Here is a 17367-nt window from a genome sequence, read left to right on the forward strand (position 1 = left end):
CCATGGGTCGGCTCAACGGCAAGATCGCGATCGTCACCGGCGGCGCTCAGGGGCAGGGCGCGGAGATCGTGCGCGCCTACGTCGCCGAGGGTGCCCAGGTGGTGATCGCGGACATCGCACAGGACGAGGGCCAGGCCCTGGCCGACGAACTCGGATCTGCGGCGGTCTTCTTCCGCCACGACGTCAGCCAGGCGGACTCCTGGTCCGCTGTCGTTGCACTCACCGAGGAGACCTTCGGGCCGGTCAGCGTGCTGGCCAACAATGCGGGCATCCTGCGGTTCGGGGACATCGAACGGATGGGCGGGGACGAGGTCGAGTTGTTGTGGCGCGTCAACCAGCTCGGGTGTTTCCTCGGGATGCAGGCCGTCACCCGCACCATGCGCAAGAACGGTGGCGGATCGATCATCAACGCCTCTTCGGTCGAGGGGCTGGCCGGGATGGCCGGCTGCACGGCCTACGCAGCGACGAAGTGGGCGATCCGCGGCATGACGAAGTGCGGTGCGATGGAGTTGGGGCCCAAGGGGATCCGGGTGAACTCGGTGCACCCCGGCATGATCGACACTCCGATGACCCGTGTGCACGGTGGGGACGCCGCCATGGAGTACGGCGCGTCGAAGGTTCCGCTGCGCCGTGTGGGGCAGCCCGAGGACATCGCCCCGGTCTACGTCTTCTTGGGTTCCGATGAGTCGCAGTACATCAACGGGGCGGAGATCGCCGTGGACGGCGGCGTCACCGCGACCCACGCCTTCGGTGGCTGAGGCTCAGTCCCGCAACAGCAGACGCACGGCGTACTCCATATGAGCCGCCGTCTCCTCAGCGGTCGAGCGACCGGTCACCCAGGCGACGAGCGAGGAGAGCCACACGTCGCCCACCACCCGCGCGATGGCGATGTCGTCGTCGGTGAGGACGTCGTTGTGGGCTTCCTCGGGGCGCATCGCGTGGGTCAGCATCGAGGAGAGCAGCAGACCGACGCGATGGATCTCGGTGGCTACGCTCGAGTCGGCGAACATGAAGGCCCGGGTCAGCGCCTCGGTCAGGTGCGGGTCGCCCTGCAAACCGCGCGTGGTGCGTTTGAGGAGGTAGATCACTCGGTCCGCGGCAGTGTCACCGGGAACCGGCCGGGCGGTCTGCGCCGTGTCGGCCTGCTCCAGTTGCCGCCCCAGAGCAGAGACCAACAGGTGGATCTTGGAGGGGAAGTAGCGATACAGCGTGCCCAGCGCGACGTCGGCCTGATCGGCCACCGCCCGCATCTGCACCGCGTCGAAGCCCCCGGAAGAGGCCAGCTGGTAGGTCGCGTCGAGAATGCGTCGTCGGCGTTCGCGCTGGGCGTCGGACCCGAGGTCCTCCGCGGTGAACGGTAAGGAATCGGTGCTCACTGCGTCTCCCGTGTGTGCGTTGTGGATCAAGTCGTTGCGGCCGCTGTGGTGGACCGCCCTGGTGAGCGAGGGCCGAAAGGTTGGACTCCGACCGATTTGAGACGGTGCCCGGATAGGATACCAATGGGTGAGACATAATAGGAACACGTTCCACCTCCGGCCCGGCGTCGGAACACACCGACAAGAAGGGTCATGACGCATGCGCATCGCAATGCTGTCCTACCGCAGCAAGCCACACTGTGGTGGTCAAGGCATCTACCTGCGCCACCTGAGCCGCGAGCTCACCAATCTGGGCCACAGCGTCGAGGTATTCTCCGGTCAGCCCTATCCCGAACTCGACCCCGGCGTGGCGCTGACCAAGGTGCCGAGCCTGGACCTCTATCGGGAGCCCGACCCCTTCCGGGTCCCGAAGCTTCGTGAGTTCCGCGACCTGGTCGATGTCCAGGAGTTCCTCATCATGTGTCTGGCCGGCTTCCCCGAGGCCCGCACGTTCAGCCGGCGGATGGCGCGCATCCTGAAGGACCGTGCCGCCGACTTCGACATCGCCCATGACAACCAGGTCCTGGGCTACGGGATGTTGGACATCGAGAAGCTCGGGTTGCCGCTGATCACCACGCTGCACCACCCGATCACCTTCGATCGCCGCATCGACCTGCAGCAGACGCGCAATCCCTACCGCAAGCTGACCCTGCGTCGGTGGTACGGCTTCCTGCGGATGCAGGGCCAGGTCGCACGCAAGGCGCGCAAGATCATGACGCCCTCCGAGACGTCCAAGCGGGATATCGCCAAGGACTTCGGGGTCGACCCGGCCAAGATGGAGGTCATCCTCCTGGGCGTCGACGACCTGTTCGTGCCCCCCACAGCACCCCGGGTGCCGGGCCGCATCATGGCCATGGCCAGCGCGGACGCTCCGCTCAAGGGAATCGCCACCCTTCTGGAGGCCTTCGCGAAGTTGCGCACCGAGCGGGACGTGGAACTGATCCTCGTCACCAAACCCCAAGCGGGCGGTCGCACCGAGAAACTCATCGACAAGCTGTCCATCGGCGACTCGGTCCGCTTCGCCCACGGCCTCACCGACCAGGAACTGGTCGCTCTGATGGGCTCTGCGGAACTGGCCTGCGTCCCGTCCCTCTATGAAGGCTTCTCGTTGCCCACGGCGGAGCTGATGGCCTGCGCGACGCCACTGGTGGTCTCCCGTGCGGGAGCCATCCCGGAGGTCGTGGGTCCTGAGGGACTCTGCGCCGAGGTCGTCACCCCTGGGGATGTGGGGGAGCTGAAGGCAGCCCTGGAGATCATGCTCGACGACCCCGAGCGTCGGGCCCGGATGGGCGCCGCCGGTCGCAAACGAGTCGAAGAAATGTTCAGTTGGCGCGCGGTTGCGATCAAGGTCGCCCGCGCCTACGAGGAAGTCATCGCAGACTTCACCACCGAGCGTCATGAAGCAGAAGGAGACAGCACGTGCTGACCGTAGATTTCGAACGATTGGGTCTTCGTTCAGGAGACCGCGTCCTCGACATGGGATGCGGGGCGGGTCGGCACGCGTTCGAGATGTACCGCCGCGGTGCTGACGTGTTGGCCTTCGACATGGATGCCGATGAGCTGGCCGGGGTCCTGGACCTGTTCGGCGCCATGAAGGAAGCCGGTGAGGTACCCGCGGGTGCCGAGGCGGACATCAAGCAGGGTGACGCTCTGGCGCTGCCGTTCGCCGACGGCGAGTTCGATCGCATCGTGGCGGCGGAGGTCCTCGAACACATCCCCGCCGACATCCAGGCCATCCACGAACTCGTTCGCGTCCTACGCCCGGGCGGAACGATGGCGGTCTCGGTTCCCCGTTGGCTGCCTGAGCTCATCAACTGGAAGCTTTCCGACGACTATCACAACGTCGAGGGCGGTCACATCCGGATCTACACGGACAAGGAACTCACCGACAAGGTCGTCAAGGCCGGGCTGGACTTCGTGGGCAAGGACTACGCCCACGGGCTGCACGCGCCCTACTGGTGGATCAAGTGCGCCGTGGGTGTCACCAACGACGACCACCCCCTGGCCAAGGCCTACCACCGGCTCCTGGTGTGGGAGATCATGAAGCAGCCGCGCGTTCTGCGCTGGGCCGGTGCGGTGCTGGACCCAGCTATCGGCAAGAGCATGGTCCTGTACTTCCGCAAGCCGCTGGACCCCACCGATGGCTGAGGGGCGACCCGACCTGGCCAGCCTGCCCTCCGTCGAGGGGGTCCTCAGCCCGGGTCAGATCGCGGTCACCGCCGCCTCCATCGCCTCGATGCAGGAGCCATCGGGTGCGATCCCGTGGACGGTCGGAGAGCACGTCGACATCTGGAACCACGTCGAGGCCGCGATGGCTCTGCTCGTCGGCGGTGAGGTCGAAGCCGCAGAACGCGCCTACGACTGGGTGCCTACTCTCCAACGCGCGGACGGATCCTGGCCGATGAAGATCGTTGCCGGCACCGTCGACGACGAGCGCGGAGAGGTGAACATGTCGGCCTACTTCGCCGTGGGCCTCTGGCACCACTGGCTGATGCGCCGCGACTACGCCTTCATCCTCAAGCATTGGCCCTCGGTCCGGGCTGGCCTGGACTGGGTGGTCTCCCGTCAGCTTCCCTTCGGTGGGCTGAACTGGGCTCAGACCCGGGAGAACGGCCAGCCGGGGCACGGCGAGGACGGCGCGCTGTTGGCCGGATCCTCGAGCATCTATCAGTCGCTGAGGGCCGGAGTCGCGTTGGCCGACCTGGTCGACGAGCCGCAACCCGAATGGGAACTCGCCGGCGGGCGACTGGGACACGCGGTGCGCGAGCATCGCGACCTGTTCTTGGACAAGTCGACGTACTCCATGGACTGGTACTACCCGGTCCTAGGCGGCGCGATCCGAGGAGACGCGGCAGCGGAGCTGCTCGCGCCCCGATGGGACGACTTCGTCGTGCCCGGATTGGGAATCCGCTGCGTCGACACCAACCCGTGGGTCACCGGTGCGGAGACGTGCGAGCTGGTGATGGCACTCGATGCGATGGGCGACCATCGACGGGCGCTCACCCTGTTCGAGGACATGCAGCACCTGCGTCACGAGAACGGCTCCTACTGGACCGGCTGGGTCTTCGGCGACGACGTCTACTGGCCGCACGAGCAGACGACCTACACGGCCGCCGCCGTCATCCTGGCCGCCGACGCGCTGGGGGAGACCTTCGGCCACAGCACTCCCGGGTCCGGAATCATGCGGGGGACCTCGCTGGCTCCGCACTTCGCGGAGATCGCGTTGGAGTGCGGGTGCACGTCATCCGACAGCGTCGCCGGCGTCCCCGGTCGTTCGTCGTAGAACGCGCATAGATCCCACCGTCTCCACCTGCTCGAACGAGCCGCTCTCGAGGGCCCGGAGGAACACGTGGTACGGCGCCTGCCCGCCGTCGGCAGGGCCCTCGAAGACGTCGTGAATGACCAAGAAGCCCCCGGTCATGAGCCACGGGGCCCATCCGGAGTAGTCGTTCTGGGCATGGATCTCGGCGTGACCTCCGTCGATGAAGAGCAGACTCAAGGGAGTGCGCCACCAACGCGAGATCGTGGTGCTGGGTCCGACGACGGCCATCACCCGATCCTCCAGACCCGCCCGCGCCACGTTCCGACGAAACACCGGCAGGGTGTCCATGAGCCCGAACTCGGCGTCGACCAGTTCCGGATCGTGGTGCTCCCAGCCTGCCTGGTTCTCCTCCGACCCACGGTGGTGGTCGACGGTGAACACCACCCCGTCCGGATCGTGCCGGGCGGCCGATCCGAGGTAGATGGCCGACTTTCCGCAGTAGGTGCCCACCTCGAGCAGGGGGCCGTGGGGCGCCCGCTCCACCGCGCGACGGTGCAGCAACATCCCCTCGTCGGTCGGCATGAACCCTCCAGCGGACCGTGCGTGCTCGAGGAGGCGCTCCTGCTCGGAGTGGTCGGACCGTGTCGTCTGGGTCTTCTGGGTGTTCACCGCGCGAGAATAGCCCGAGCCAGGGCTGCGGGCGGAGGCGGATGTGACTAGAATTGGAACACGTTCTAGTTTCGCACCTGAAGCAGGACGACACAGCACCTCAGACGGGAGTCAGGCATGTCCATCGGGATCTCCGAGGAGCACCGCGAGCTAGCCGCGACACTGGCCAAGTGGGCCGCGTCGCTGGACGGGATCGGCGCCGCCCGAGCAGCCGAGAACGATCGTGACGAGGGCTTCTCCTCCGTGTGGGAGGCAGTGAGTGAGATGGGCCTTCCGGCACTCGCGTTGCCCGAGCACCTCCAAGGCGGCGGCGGAACCACGCTCGACACAGCCGTGGCCCTGGAGGCCTGCGCCGGGACGCTGATCCCTGGTGGTCTGCTCGCGACCACTATCGCCGCGCATCTCGTGGCGCATCTGCCCGACCAGGCAACGGCCATCGTCGGTGGAGCCCGGGTGGCCCTGGCCTTGGACGCGTCCCTGTCGGTGGTGTGGGACGCTCCCGGTGCCGACGCATTCCTGGTGCCTGATGACGCCGACGAGTGGCACTGGGCCCCCGCCGATGCCGTGACCGTGACCGCAGGCCCGGTCCTGGATCTGACTCGTCGCAGCGGTTCGCTCGTTGTCGACTGGCAGGCGCCGGGGCTCGTGCCGCTACCGGGCATCGACCTCGGGTCGGTCCGGCGTACTGCGGTCACCTTCGCTGCGGCCGAGGCGGCTGGGGTGGCCCGTTGGTGTCTGGCCACCGCCGTGGACTACGCCAAGGTCCGCGAGCAGTTCGGACGGCCGATCGGAAGCTTCCAGGCCATCAAGCACTTGTGCGCCGAGATGCTCGAGACCGCGGAGGCCGTGACCGCGGTCGCGTGGGACGTGGCGGCCGCTGCAGGGTCGCCAGCGTCCTCCGGGTCGGCTCACGACGTGGACGCTGCCGACCAGTGGGCCTTCGCGGCCGACGTCGCAGAGGCGATCGCGTTCGAGGGCGCGGTGTCGGTGGCCAAGACGTGCATCCAGGTGTTGGGGGGGATCGGGTTCACCCACGAACACGATGCCCACCTCTACCTGCGTCGGGCGCTGACCCTCCGGGCTCTGGTCGGTCGTAGCGACGACGCGGCGGCCCGGCTCACCGAGCGTGCCGTGCGGGGCGTACGCCGACGACCGCGGGTCGACCTGGAGGGTCGCGACGAGGTGGTCCGCGACGACCTGCGTGCACTCGTGGCCGAGGTGGCCGCGGCTGAGGACCAACGCCTGGCTCTGGTGGACACCGGAGTGCTCACGCCGCACTGGCCCGCGCCGGCTGGTTTGGGGGCCGACGCCGTCACGCAGATCGTGTTGGACCAGGAACTTGCCGCCGCAGATGTCGTGCGACCGGACCTGGTGATCGCGACGTGGGCCCTGCCCAGCATTCTCGAGCGAGGCACACCGGCCCAGCGAGAACGGTTCGTCCGTCCCTCACTGCTGGGCGACATCGTCTGGTGCCAACTCTTCTCCGAACCGGGATCGGGTTCGGATCTCGCCTCGTTGCGCACGAAGGCCGAACGCGTCGACGGGGGCTGGCGGTTGACCGGTCAGAAGGTGTGGACCTCGGTGGCCGAGCGTGCTCACTGGGGCATCTGCCTGGCCAGAACCGACCCCGAGGCGCCACAGCACCGCGGTATCAGTTACTTCCTCGTCGACATGTCCAGCCCGGGGATCGACATCCGGCCGCTCCGGGAGATCACCGGGGAGGCTCTGTTCAACGAGGTCTTTCTGGACAACGTCTTCGTCCCTGATGATGCGATGGTGGGGGAGCCCGGCGAGGGCTGGAAGCTGGCCAGGACGACCCTGGCGAACGAACGCGTGGCCATGGCGTCCAGTCGGCTCGACAAGAGCGCCGAACGCGCGGTGGCGTTGGCCGCTGAGTCCGAGAACGGGATCGGCGCGACCGATCGCGTGCGGATCGGCCACGCGGTGGCGCTCTCCACGGTCAACGCGCTGCTCGGCACCCGATCCACCCTGCGGTCCCTCAGTGACGCTGGGCCGGGACCGGAGTCCAGTGTCGCGAAGCTGCTGGGGGTGCGCAACCGTCAGGACAGCGCCGAACTGGTCGTCGACCTGTACGGCGACCGCGTGCTGACCGACGACCCGGAGGTCGCGGCCGCGGTGTGGGAGATGCTGAACACCCGGTGTCTCTCGATCGCGGGCGGCACGACTCAGATCCTTCGCAATGTCGCGGGCGAGAGGATTCTGGGCCTACCCCGCTAGCGGGGAGCTGAGGGCAGTTCTGGTTCCGACCGAGCCGCCACCGATGGCAGGAGGCAGCAGAAGCTGGAGCCGGTGGGCTCGTTGGCCTCCCACCAGACCTTCCCGCCGTAGGCGGTGGCCAGGGTGGCCGCGATCCACAGCCCCAGCCCGTTGCTCGAGGCCTCGCCGCCATGGGTGAATCGCTGGAACAAGTGGGGAACCCGGTCCGCAGGGACGCCCGAGCCGGTGTCGCTGACCTTGATCGTCGTCTGGCCGTCCCGGGCCTGAGCGGTGATGCGGATGGGTGCCTGTCCGTGCTTCAGCCCGTTGGTGACGAAGTTCCCGACGATGGACCAGCAGTGCGCCGCGTCGATCATGACGGGGAGTCCGGGGAGGACGTCGACCTCCACGAGCCCGGCGGACAACCCGAGGTCGGGCAGCCGTTCGAGAATCAGGTCGAGGAGGTCGTGTTTGGAAGGTCGCGGCTCGAACACCCCTGCCTCGGCGCGGTCCGCGTCGAGATATCCCTTCAGGTGTATTCCCAATCCGGAGGCCGAGCGCTCCAGCCGAGTCAACCGGGCCAACCTGTCCTCCTCGGGGGTGGAGCTCCAGGACTCCCGAAGCATGGTCAGTCCCGCGCTCAGCCCCGCGACGGCGTTACCCAACTCGTGGTAGGTCAAAGACAATGCCTCGTCCACCCGCGTGGGAGGTGGGGCAGCGCTTGCGGGCTTGGGCGACGGACCCAGGTCTGCCGGTGAGAATGCCTCGACCGGGGTCATCAGTCGGATCGTCACCGCCCAGGCTCCCGAGCCTGTGAACAGGTCTGCGGTGGTGTACGGGGCCACCCGCATCTCGGCCGTGCGCACGGCGCCGTGCCGGTCCACGACCTCGATGACCTGGCGCAGATCATCCCCCAGCGGCTGACCGAAGGCCTGGCCGACCAAGGACTCCTCGCCGCTCTGCATCAGCCGAGCTGCCGTGGCGTTCGCATGTCGGATCAACCCGGTGGCGTCGACGATCAGAACCCCGGCTTCCTGCGAAATGCTGGGGCGGACCGGTGCGTCCGGAGACGGGTCGCGGGTACTCATCCGCGGTTCTCGCCGTCCCGGGGTGCGAAGAAAGCATCCATGACGCCAGTCCCGCCCGTTGCCCAGTGCCGCGGCGGTGTCGCCGGGTTCGCGGCCAGCTGTCTTGCGACGGTGTTCGGCTGCGCGTGTCGCTGAGACATGGCCACCTCCGGTGGTCGGGTGAGTTCTCGGCTCGGCGAATTCCGGACCTTGATGCTCAGCCTCCCAAGAGGTCCGTGAAGAACCTGTGTCGTTGCGAGGTGCGGCTGTGAAGAACGTGTGCAGGTATGGTCGGGATCCGAGACTCAGCGCCGGACAACGAGGAGACAGACGTGGCACGCATCGTTGTGGCGGAGGACGACCCCGACATCCACCTGCTGGTTCAGCTGCTGCTCGAGGATCAGGGTCATGTCGTGGTGATGGCGAGCAACGGGGCGCAGGCCTTGAACCTGGTGGCCGAGGCCCCCGTCGATCTGGTGATTCTCGACATCGCGATGCCGGGGGACCTCGACGGGTTGGCCGTCACGAGGAATTTGCGTGCCGATCCCGCTCGTGCCGATGTGCCGATCCTCCTGCTGAGCGCTCGCGCCCGCGAAGGTGACATCCAGGTGGGGATGGACGCGGGGGCGAACGACTACATCGTGAAACCGTTCGACGCCGACGAGCTCGTCGTCCGGGTGGCGTCGCTCACCTCGTCTGCCGGCTGATCGGTCGCCGGCCCACTGTCATCCTGGGTCCCGCCCCCTCTGGACTTGGGTATCTCGAAGGCCACCGCGGTTCCCTGGTGGGGGGCTGATTCCACGGCCAACGTCCCGTCATGTGCCTCGACGATGGTCTGCACGATGGCCAGCCCCAGCCCGGTCCCCTGGATCGAGTCCGCCACCGCGTTGCTGGCGCGGAAGAACCGATCGAAGAGGCGGGCCTGCTCGTCCAGGGGGATCCCGATCCCCGTGTCCTTCACCTGGACGAGGACGCTGGTGGCGGTCTCGGTCATCGACAGTTCGATGGACCCCCCGTCGGGGGTGAACTTGACGGCGTTGGAGACCAGGTTGATCAGCGCACGCTCCAACTGCTGCTGATCACCGATGACCGTGGTGCTTCCTGCGACCGGGACCGACACCGACAGGTCGAGGTGCCGATCCCACCGCAACGTCTCGGTGGCCTGAACAGCCGCCGCGATCAGCCCCGACATGTCGACCAGCGTGTGCTCCGAGGCATCCTTCAGATTCTCGATGCGCGAGAGCGCCAAAATGTTCTCGATCAGACCCATCAACCGGTGCCCGCCGCGGTCGACGCGGCGAAGGAGGTCGCTCTGACGGTCGTTGAGGGGGCCCACCGATTCGTTGAGCAGGACCTGGTTGAACCCGAGGATACTGGTCATGGGCGTGCGGAGTTCATGGCTGACCGTGGCGAGGAACTCCGACTTCGCACTGTCGAGATCGGAAAGCCGGTCCACCGCGGCTCGTTCGGTCTCCAGCAGGCGACGCAGCGACTCCTGGGTGCGTTGCCGGCTCGTGATGTCCTCGCCGACGGCGAGATAGCCGACGAGGTCCCCGGTGGAGCTCAACAAGGGGCTCATTCTGAGGCTGACCCGCATCAGGCCACCGTCGATCCGGCGATAGGTCCAGTCGTGGCTCCGGCCCGCGCCGCCCGGTTCACCCACGATGGCTTCGAAGACAGACCGGACCCGAAGCTCTCGCATCCGGTCGCCGACCTCGTCCTGCTGGTGCAGCGAACTCAAGGCCTGACCGATCAGGTCATCTGGGGAGTACCCGAGCAGATTCTCGGCCCCACTGTTGACGAAGGTGATGAACCCACGCTCGTCGGTGGCGATGATCGAGGTGCCGGTGGTTGCCGCCAACAACGTGGCTGTGAAGTCTTGCTCGCGGCGCAACTCGAGTTGGGCCCGGCGCGACTCCTCGCGCCCGGCCAGAGCCTCCACCAGGGCCGCGGATCGTTCCGCCATGACCAGGGCCAACGGCAGGGCGACCAGCGCGATCACCACGAGGTTGACCTGGACGAGAGCGGCAGTGGCCCAGGACTCCACCTGTGTGACATCTCCGAAGGGCCCGCCGCCGCCCGCCGTCAGCAGGGTCACGAGCGTCCCCACCACGAGGGCCTCGAGAGCCAAGGATCGCAGCGACAGGACCAACGCACCCCAGACGAGGAAGGGCAGCGGAAGGAACGACAGCGGCAGACTCTGCCCCGAGCGGTGCACCAGGACGGTCACGGCCAACGTGCTGACCACCTGCAGTCCGACGGTGACGTGCGAGACATCGATGCGGGGTCGAGCCTTGGTGTCGGACAGCAGCAGCATGGCTGGCACCACCAGCAGCTGCGAGGCCAGATGCGAGGCCGTCACGCTCGTCATCGTCTCGAGCAGGGAGCCGTTCAACCCGAGCCTGACAATCGCCCCGGCCAGGAATCCGATGACGATGGACCCGACCCCTGCCGCCGCGATCAGCAGCGCGAAGTCACCGCGCGTCCGGAGGAATGGGCGGGCTCGGTGGGCACCCAACACCACGCCCACAACCAGCCACTCGGTGGCATTCGCCAACCCGAAGAAACCCGAGACGAGGAGGTCCTTCCCTCCAGCGAAGTTCGCCGCCCCGGTCACCACGACACCCAGCAGCAACAGGGTCGGCCAACGGCGCGGTGACGAGAGGGCGATCAGGCTCGTCCCCACACCAGCCGCGGGCCACCAGGCGGCGACGTCGGAATTGCCGGGGGCGAACAGGACAGAGGCCGTGCTGAGACCGAAGATGACCGCGAAACCGAGGGCGATGACCACGACACCCGGTTGTCCCGCGCGGTCGCCCGAGCGGTCGATCTCGATGCTCACGCGGAGGACCGGCCGGCGAGCATGCGATCGACGTAGTGGCCGATCTGTCGGATCTGGAAGGGCTTGGTGGCGTATTCGTCGGCGCCGGCTGCGAGACCTGCCTCCGCGTCTGCTGCGGTTGCCAGGGCGGAGAGCATCAGCACCATCGGCTGTGGAGAGAGCGACGAGGCGCGCAACCGGGAGACAACCTCCAACCCGTTCAGGTGCGGCATGTTGACATCGAGAATCACTAGGTCGAACGCGCCGGAGGTGAGCAATTCGAGGGCGAGGTAGCCGTCGCGCGCATCTTCGACGACGTGACCGCCGAGACCCAACGAGAGGGACAGCAGTTCTCGGATGTCGTCGTCGTCGTCAACCACGAGAATTCTCGCCACGGTGAACCCTTCTGGTTATGGGGTTCCCCAAGGACACCGCCGGAAGCAGTATCGCAAGACGGCTGTGACGGGGTTGTGACCACAGCCGTGGGACCTGTGAAGATTCCATAACCATCTGAGTGCCTTACCCTCGTGGAATGACTCGGCTCTTGGTGATCGATGACGACGTCCAGTTGGCGCGGGCGTTGGTCTCCGCCCTCAGCCGGGCCGAGTATGTCGCGGAGTACGCCCTCACCGCTGCCGCCGGGTTGGAGATGGTCGTGACCGGTGACCCTCAACTGGTGCTGCTCGATCTCGGTCTGCCGGACCGGGACGGCGTCGATGTCGTCAAGCAGATTCGGAGCTGGAGCACGGTGCCGGTGGTGATCCTCTCCGGCGCCACCGATGAGCGGCGGAGGGTCGAGGCGCTGGATGCGGGTGCGGACGACTTCGTGCAGAAACCGTTCGGCGTCGATGAGTTGCTCGCCCGGGTTAGGGCGGCCCTGCGCCGAGCCGGGCCGATGGACGGCGAGCCTGTCGCGGCGCCCTTGCGCACCTACGGCGATCTGTCGATCGACCTGCAGTCCAGGAGCGTCACTGTGGCGGACGAGGAGGTTCGGCTGACCCCGAAGGAGTGGCGCCTCCTGGAGGTGTTGTGTGCCTTCCCCGGCCGGCTCCTGACGCATCGATGGATCCTGGACGAGGTCTGGGACTCCGCCCACGGGGAGGAGACACGTGCTGCTCTACGAGCCCACATCCGGTCGCTGCGAGCGAAGCTGGGCGATAAGGCTGGCACGCCGATCTACCTGCGGACCGAAAGCGGTGTGGGTTACCGCTGGATCGCGGAAGAAGCCGGGGAGGACACGATAGATCAGCCGGATCTGTCGAACGCTCCGGACGAGGACGCCGGTGAGGAGCGCGTACGCCGCCCCACCGAGGACCTGACCCATGAACTGAACAATGCGCTGACTGCCCTGAAGGTGGCCGTACACCTGCTGCGGCGCCGGGTGGTCCCCGCGGAAGGCGACGCCCCGCAGGGCGTCTCTGAACTGTCTGTTCAAGTGGACCAGATCGTCACCCGGGTCAGTCGACTTGCGGTGGAACTGGAACACCGAGTCAGCCAGGACTCGTCCGGCCCGTCATAGATCAGGCGCTGACGAGCGCCAGGCTCCGGTACCGCTCGGCCAAGTGGCCCAGGGTGAGGATGAGGATGTATTCGCCGGCGTCCAGGAGCGTTGCGGCGCGACTGCTGCTGACGTCCGCCGTCAACCGGCGCAGCGTGGCCACGTGGACCTCAATGACGTCGTGCGGGGTGCCCGAGGTGTGGGCGACGAGGGTGGCGAAGCAGACCGACTGTGCGTCGACCGCATGGTCGACGACCAGGTGGCGCTCTTCGACGCGGCTGAGGACGATCTCCTCGTAGATCGCTTCGAGATCCGCTGTGGACCCGGAGTCGTGGGGGAGGAGTACGACATCCGGGTCGGCACAGCTTTCGAGTTGGACCTCATGGGCCGATGCGGAGGGGACGTGCCCTGGGTTGGTCAGCGTCGCACTCATCGGTCCTCCAACTCGAGCCTTAGCACCCGATCGGCTCTTAAGAGCCGACCCCATCGGGCGGTTCTGGCTGGATCATCTGGCCCTGATCAAGGCCAGGTGACCAAGGAACCACGAGTATGCGTGGAAACGGGGAACTGCACGGAACCTTCACATCTGGTGCTGCGCCGGGTGCAGTCGCCGGTGGCGGTTCCAGTGCCAGTGCAGGTAGCGGTCGATGGCTCGGAGCGTGTGTTGGCTGCGGATCGAGGGGAAGATGTCGAAGGCGTGTTGGGCTCCCGGCAGTTCGGCGTACACCACGCTGCGCTTGGAAATCGACCTCAGCCGCTCGACGAACAGGCGAGCCTGAGCGACGTCGACCAGGGTGTCGACTGCGCCGTGAAGGACGAAGAAGTCGGGGGCCTCGGGGGTGACCCGCAGCAGGGGTGAGGCGGCCTCGAAGACCTCGGGGTCCTTCTCCCAGGTGGTCTGGAAGATCCGCGGGGACAGGAAACCGTCGCGGACCAGGCGTGCGCTGGACAGCCCGGTCGATCCGGCCAGGTCGTAGACGCCGTAGTGCGGCACGGCGACCTGCACCGTGGTGTCGGCCTCTTCGAAGCCGGGCTGCCAGACGGGGTCGTTGGCGGTCAGGGCGGCGAGGGAACTCAGATGCCCGCCAGCGGACCCTCCGGTGATCGCGATGTAGTCGGAATTGCCGCCGTACGAAGCGATGTGTTCACGGATCCAGGCGATTGCCTGTTTGACGTCAACGATGTGGGCGGGCCACGGATCGCGGGGCGCGAGACGGTAGTTGATGGCGACGCAGACCCAGCCCTTCGCGGCCAGATGATTCATCAGGGGGAGGCCCTGCTCCTCCTTCTTCCCGATCGTCCACGCGCCGCCGTGCACCTGCAGGAGCACCGGTGCCCCACCCTCCGGAACACCGCCGGAGGGAAGGTAGATGTCCAGCATCCCGCGCTTGCCGTGCTCGTTGTAGGCGATGTCGCGCTCGACGGTCACCTGCTTGTTCCGCATCCGGAAGGGATAGATGAGCTTTCGCCACGGGATCGCGAGATCGGCTGGGGTCGGCAGTTCGTCGAGTTCCTCGACGTAGTCGGACCCGAGTCCGTCCACCAGGGCCTGCTCGGCTCCGACGCGGGCCTGCCGGCTCTGGTTGATCACGTGCAGCAGCCCCGCGGAGCTGGCCGCGGCCAACGCCAAGGGGATGGCCCGCTTCCGTCCTCCGGTGGCGTGGGTCGCGGCGTCCGCCAGCGTGATGCCCAGGACGTGAGGGGCCAACTCACCGGTCATCCAGCCGGCGAAGAACGCAGGGATGCCGGCCCGGTAGCCCGACACCGGCCGGATGGCGTTGACGGTCAGCGCGGCGGTGACGATCTGTCGTCGCAAGAAACCCATACGGGGCATCGTAGGACGACCGGTTCATGGGATCAGGCGTACCCACCGTCAACCGGCCCTACTATCGGCAGCATGGATCGCCTGTCAGGACTGGACGCCAGTTTCCTCTACCTCGAAACTCCCGCCCAACTCATGCACGTCTGCGGTCTGATCGTCCTCGACCCGAGCACGATGCCGACGCCGTACTCCTTCGAGGGGGTGCAGGCGGGCATCAACGCCAGCGTCAAAGACGTCCCGGAGTTCACCCGCAAACTGCGTCGGGTGCCGTTGGACCTCGATCACCCGATCTGGGTGCACGACCACGAGTTCGACATCGAACGACACGTGCACCGGCTGGCCGTCCCCGCACCCGGCGGCTACGCCGAACTGGTCAAACTCACCGCGCACCTGGCGTCGCTGCCGCTGGATCGGTCCCGTCCCCTGTGGGAGATGTGGATCATCGAGGGTTACCAGGAGGGTTCCCAGGTCGTGGTCTTCTCCAAGATGCACCACGCCACGGTGGACGGGGTGTCGGGCTCCAACCTGATCTCGCACCTGTGCTCGCTCGAAGCCGACGCGGCACCCATCGCCACCAGCGAACCGACGCGTACGGCGCGCAGGATCGGTAAACGCGAGCTGTTGGGTCGAGCCGTGGTGAGCAACCTGGCCCGACCGGTCAACGGCGTGAAGTTGGTGGGCCCCACGGTCCAGAGCGTCACCAAGACGATCGGCCGGGTGCGCGCCGGGACCAGCATGGCGGCACCCCTCACCGCGCCGCGGACCTCGTTCAACGGCACCATCACCGGACACCGGACCATCGGATTCACCCAGATGAGCCTCGACGACATCCGGAGGGTCAAGAAGGCGACCGGAACCACCGTCAACGACGTCGTGCTCTCGATCGCTGGTGGCGCGTTGCGTGCCTACCTGGAGGAGCGCGGCGAACTGCCCACGAACTCCCTGCTGGCCTCGGTGCCGGTCAGTGTGCGGGAGCAGTCCAAACGCAACACTGGGGCGAACAAGGTGTCCTCCCTGTTCGCCCACCTGGGAACCGATGTGGAGGATCCCCTCGAGCGGTTGGAGGGAATGGCTCAGCACAACCGGAATGCCAAGGATCACCACAACGCGATCAGCGCGGATTCGTTGCAGGACTGGGCGGAGTTCGCTGCCCCCCGGACCTTTGGTCTCGCTGTCCGCGCCTATGCCGGGCTCCGGCTGGCGGAGAAGCACCCGGTCGTGCACAACCTGGTGATCTCGAATGTCCCGGGTCCGCCGGTCCCGCTGTACTTCATGGGCGCCCAGATCTTGGCGCTCTACCCCCTCGGTCCGGTCTTCCACGGAGCCGGACTCAACCTGACCGTGATGTCGAACAACGGCGAGATGCACGTCGGAGTGATCGCCTGTCGGGAGTCGATGCCGGACCCCGAGGCACTGGTGCAACATTTCCCGACCGAACTGGCCAGACTCATGAGCGCAATCTCTGGGGGGACCGGCCGGCAGGCCCCCACACCCCTGCGGCGCTGAGTCTCAGTCGGCCCAGTCTCAGTCGGCCCAGTCTCAGTCGGCCCAGTCTCAGTCGGCCCAGTCTCAGTCGGCCCAGTCTTAGGCGGTGGTGGGGCGCCGGAAGTCCCGGCGCCGGGCGTTGACGGTGTTGACGGCTTCGAGGAAGGCCGGAACGAATCGTTCCGACTCCAGCACACACATCGCGTGTCCGCCCTCGAGGTCGTGGATGGTGGCGCCGGGGATGGCGCGGGCGACCCCGAGTTGTCGGGCGGGGGGAATCACACGGTCACTACGGCCCATCACCACGGCCGTGGGCACATCGATCTGACCCAGCCAGGGTCGGGAGTGGTGACGGCCGAGCGCCGCCAGCGCCTGTCCGACCGCCCAGGGGCTGGTGGAGCGCCATTCGCGGATGGCCCACTCCTGCATGTCGGAGGGCTCCACGTCGATCGCGGTCGCAGCAGCGCGCGCGGTCCGGGTCGCCGTTCGGGACCTGGACACACCACGCACCCCGAGCATGGTGGCGCCCATGCCGGTGAAGAAGGCGCGCTCGGCCAGGTTCAACTGGAAACGATCGGTGGTGGCACACAACACGAGGCCCTGGATCTTGTCGGCGTGTTGACGCCACACACGCTGGGCGACGATCGAACCCATGGAGTACCCGGCGATGATCACGTCCTCGTGGCCCAGCACCTCGATGAGGGCTGCGACATCATCGGCACAGTCGTAGAGGGAGAAGGTTTCGGACTGGATGCCCTGACCGTGCCACCGCAGGTCCAGGGTGACGACGCGGAAGCGCCGCGAGAGGGGCTCGATCGCGGGGAACCAGGTCAGGAGTCCGGTGCAGCCCAAGGCGTGCAACAAGATGATCGTGGGGGAGTCAGGGGAGGGGCCCGGTGTATCGGTGACGTAGGTGGAACCGCCCTGGCCCGGCAACTCGATCAGCTCGCCTGCCGGGATCTGCGCGAAGGGCAGATAGACCCGATTGCGTAGCAACGCTCCAGCGCCCACCGCCGCCCTCCTCAGGGTTGTCCGTGTTCCAGACTAGACTAGAACAGGTTACAGTTTTGCCCATGTGGCCCTCCGAGCGGGACACGACGAGCGTAGGAGG

General features: G+C 67.1%; 16 protein-coding genes. 8 read left to right on the forward strand and 8 right to left on the reverse strand.

Translation table 11 applies throughout. The annotated features are described in order from the left end of the window. Positions 1–2: 2 nt before the first annotated feature. A complete protein-coding gene (locus ACYVLV_RS05245) occupies positions 3–758 on the forward strand; it encodes a glucose 1-dehydrogenase (protein ID WP_460808227.1) in 756 nt (251 codons plus the stop codon). Positions 759–761: 3 nt separating this feature from the next. On the opposite strand, the gene ACYVLV_RS05250 is transcribed toward ACYVLV_RS05245, so the two are convergent. Beyond that, a complete protein-coding gene (locus tag ACYVLV_RS05250) occupies positions 762–1376 on the reverse strand; it encodes a TetR family transcriptional regulator (protein ID WP_460808228.1) in 615 nt (204 codons plus the stop codon). Between the two features lie 199 nt (positions 1377–1575). On the opposite strand from ACYVLV_RS05250, the gene ACYVLV_RS05255 reads away from it, so the two are divergent. The 3 genes from ACYVLV_RS05255 to ACYVLV_RS05265 are packed head-to-tail and all read left to right on the forward strand — an operon-like array spanning position 1576 to position 4698. Further along, positions 1576–2841 (forward strand): glycosyltransferase family 4 protein, encoded by a 1266-nt coding sequence (locus ACYVLV_RS05255; RefSeq protein ID WP_460808229.1) that lies wholly within the window; start codon positions 1576–1578, stop codon positions 2839–2841. Continuing rightward, positions 2835–3563, forward strand: a complete 729-nt coding sequence (locus ACYVLV_RS05260; RefSeq protein ID WP_460808230.1) for a class I SAM-dependent methyltransferase — start codon at positions 2835–2837, stop codon at positions 3561–3563. The genes ACYVLV_RS05255 and ACYVLV_RS05260 overlap by 7 nt, the downstream gene beginning before the upstream one ends. Continuing rightward, positions 3556–4698 (forward strand): prenyltransferase, encoded by a 1143-nt coding sequence (locus tag ACYVLV_RS05265; protein WP_460808232.1) that lies wholly within the window; start codon positions 3556–3558, stop codon positions 4696–4698. The genes ACYVLV_RS05260 and ACYVLV_RS05265 overlap by 8 nt, the downstream gene beginning before the upstream one ends. Here ACYVLV_RS05265 and ACYVLV_RS05270 read toward each other — a convergent pair. Beyond that, complete coding sequence (locus ACYVLV_RS05270) at positions 4657–5346, reverse strand: class I SAM-dependent methyltransferase (RefSeq protein ID WP_460808233.1); 690 nt, start codon at positions 5344–5346, stop codon at positions 4657–4659. The genes ACYVLV_RS05265 and ACYVLV_RS05270 overlap by 42 nt on opposite strands. 117 nt (positions 5347–5463) lie before the next feature. Between ACYVLV_RS05270 and ACYVLV_RS05275 the strand changes: the two genes are divergently transcribed. Then, positions 5464–7584, forward strand: a complete 2121-nt coding sequence (locus ACYVLV_RS05275; protein ID WP_460808235.1) for an acyl-CoA dehydrogenase family protein — start codon at positions 5464–5466, stop codon at positions 7582–7584. Here ACYVLV_RS05275 and ACYVLV_RS05280 read toward each other — a convergent pair. Then, positions 7581–8651: a sensor histidine kinase gene (locus tag ACYVLV_RS05280; protein WP_460808236.1), complete on the reverse strand. Its 1071-nt coding sequence runs from the start codon at positions 8649–8651 to the stop codon at positions 7581–7583. The two genes, ACYVLV_RS05275 and ACYVLV_RS05280, sit on opposite strands and share 4 nt — an antisense overlap. A 311-nt stretch (positions 8652–8962) precedes the next feature. On the opposite strand from ACYVLV_RS05280, the gene ACYVLV_RS05285 reads away from it, so the two are divergent. Beyond that, complete coding sequence (locus tag ACYVLV_RS05285) at positions 8963–9337, forward strand: response regulator transcription factor (protein ID WP_460808237.1); 375 nt, start codon at positions 8963–8965, stop codon at positions 9335–9337. On the opposite strand, the gene ACYVLV_RS05290 is transcribed toward ACYVLV_RS05285, so the two are convergent. Further along, entirely contained in the window at positions 9265–11472 is a 2208-nt protein-coding gene (locus ACYVLV_RS05290) for an ATP-binding protein (RefSeq protein WP_460808239.1), read from the reverse strand. The genes ACYVLV_RS05285 and ACYVLV_RS05290 overlap by 73 nt on opposite strands. Continuing rightward, on the reverse strand, positions 11469–11846 hold the full coding sequence (locus tag ACYVLV_RS05295; RefSeq protein WP_460808240.1) for a response regulator: 378 nt from the start codon (positions 11844–11846) through the stop codon (positions 11469–11471). Before ACYVLV_RS05295 ends, ACYVLV_RS05290 begins: the two co-directional genes overlap by 4 nt. Before the next feature lie 137 nt (positions 11847–11983). Here ACYVLV_RS05295 and ACYVLV_RS05300 point away from each other — a divergent pair, with 137 nt between their 5' ends. Next, positions 11984–12970, forward strand: a complete 987-nt coding sequence (locus ACYVLV_RS05300; RefSeq protein ID WP_460808241.1) for a response regulator transcription factor — start codon at positions 11984–11986, stop codon at positions 12968–12970. 1 nt (position 12971) lies between these two features. On the opposite strand, the gene ACYVLV_RS05305 is transcribed toward ACYVLV_RS05300, so the two are convergent. Further along, entirely contained in the window at positions 12972–13382 is a 411-nt protein-coding gene (locus tag ACYVLV_RS05305) for a hypothetical protein (RefSeq protein ID WP_460808243.1), read from the reverse strand. A gap of 147 nt (positions 13383–13529) precedes the next feature. Next, positions 13530–14774 (reverse strand): alpha/beta hydrolase fold domain-containing protein, encoded by a 1245-nt coding sequence (locus ACYVLV_RS05310; protein WP_460808244.1) that lies wholly within the window; start codon positions 14772–14774, stop codon positions 13530–13532. 72 nt (positions 14775–14846) lie between these two features. Here ACYVLV_RS05310 and ACYVLV_RS05315 point away from each other — a divergent pair, with 72 nt between their 5' ends. Then, entirely contained in the window at positions 14847–16277 is a 1431-nt protein-coding gene (locus ACYVLV_RS05315; protein WP_460808246.1) for a WS/DGAT/MGAT family O-acyltransferase, read from the forward strand. Between the two features lie 78 nt (positions 16278–16355). On the opposite strand, the gene ACYVLV_RS05320 is transcribed toward ACYVLV_RS05315, so the two are convergent. Further along, entirely contained in the window at positions 16356–17267 is a 912-nt protein-coding gene (locus tag ACYVLV_RS05320) for an alpha/beta fold hydrolase (RefSeq protein ID WP_460808247.1), read from the reverse strand. Between the last annotated feature and the right edge of the window lie 100 nt (positions 17268–17367).

Source organism: Nocardioides salsibiostraticola (assembly GCF_054783655.1).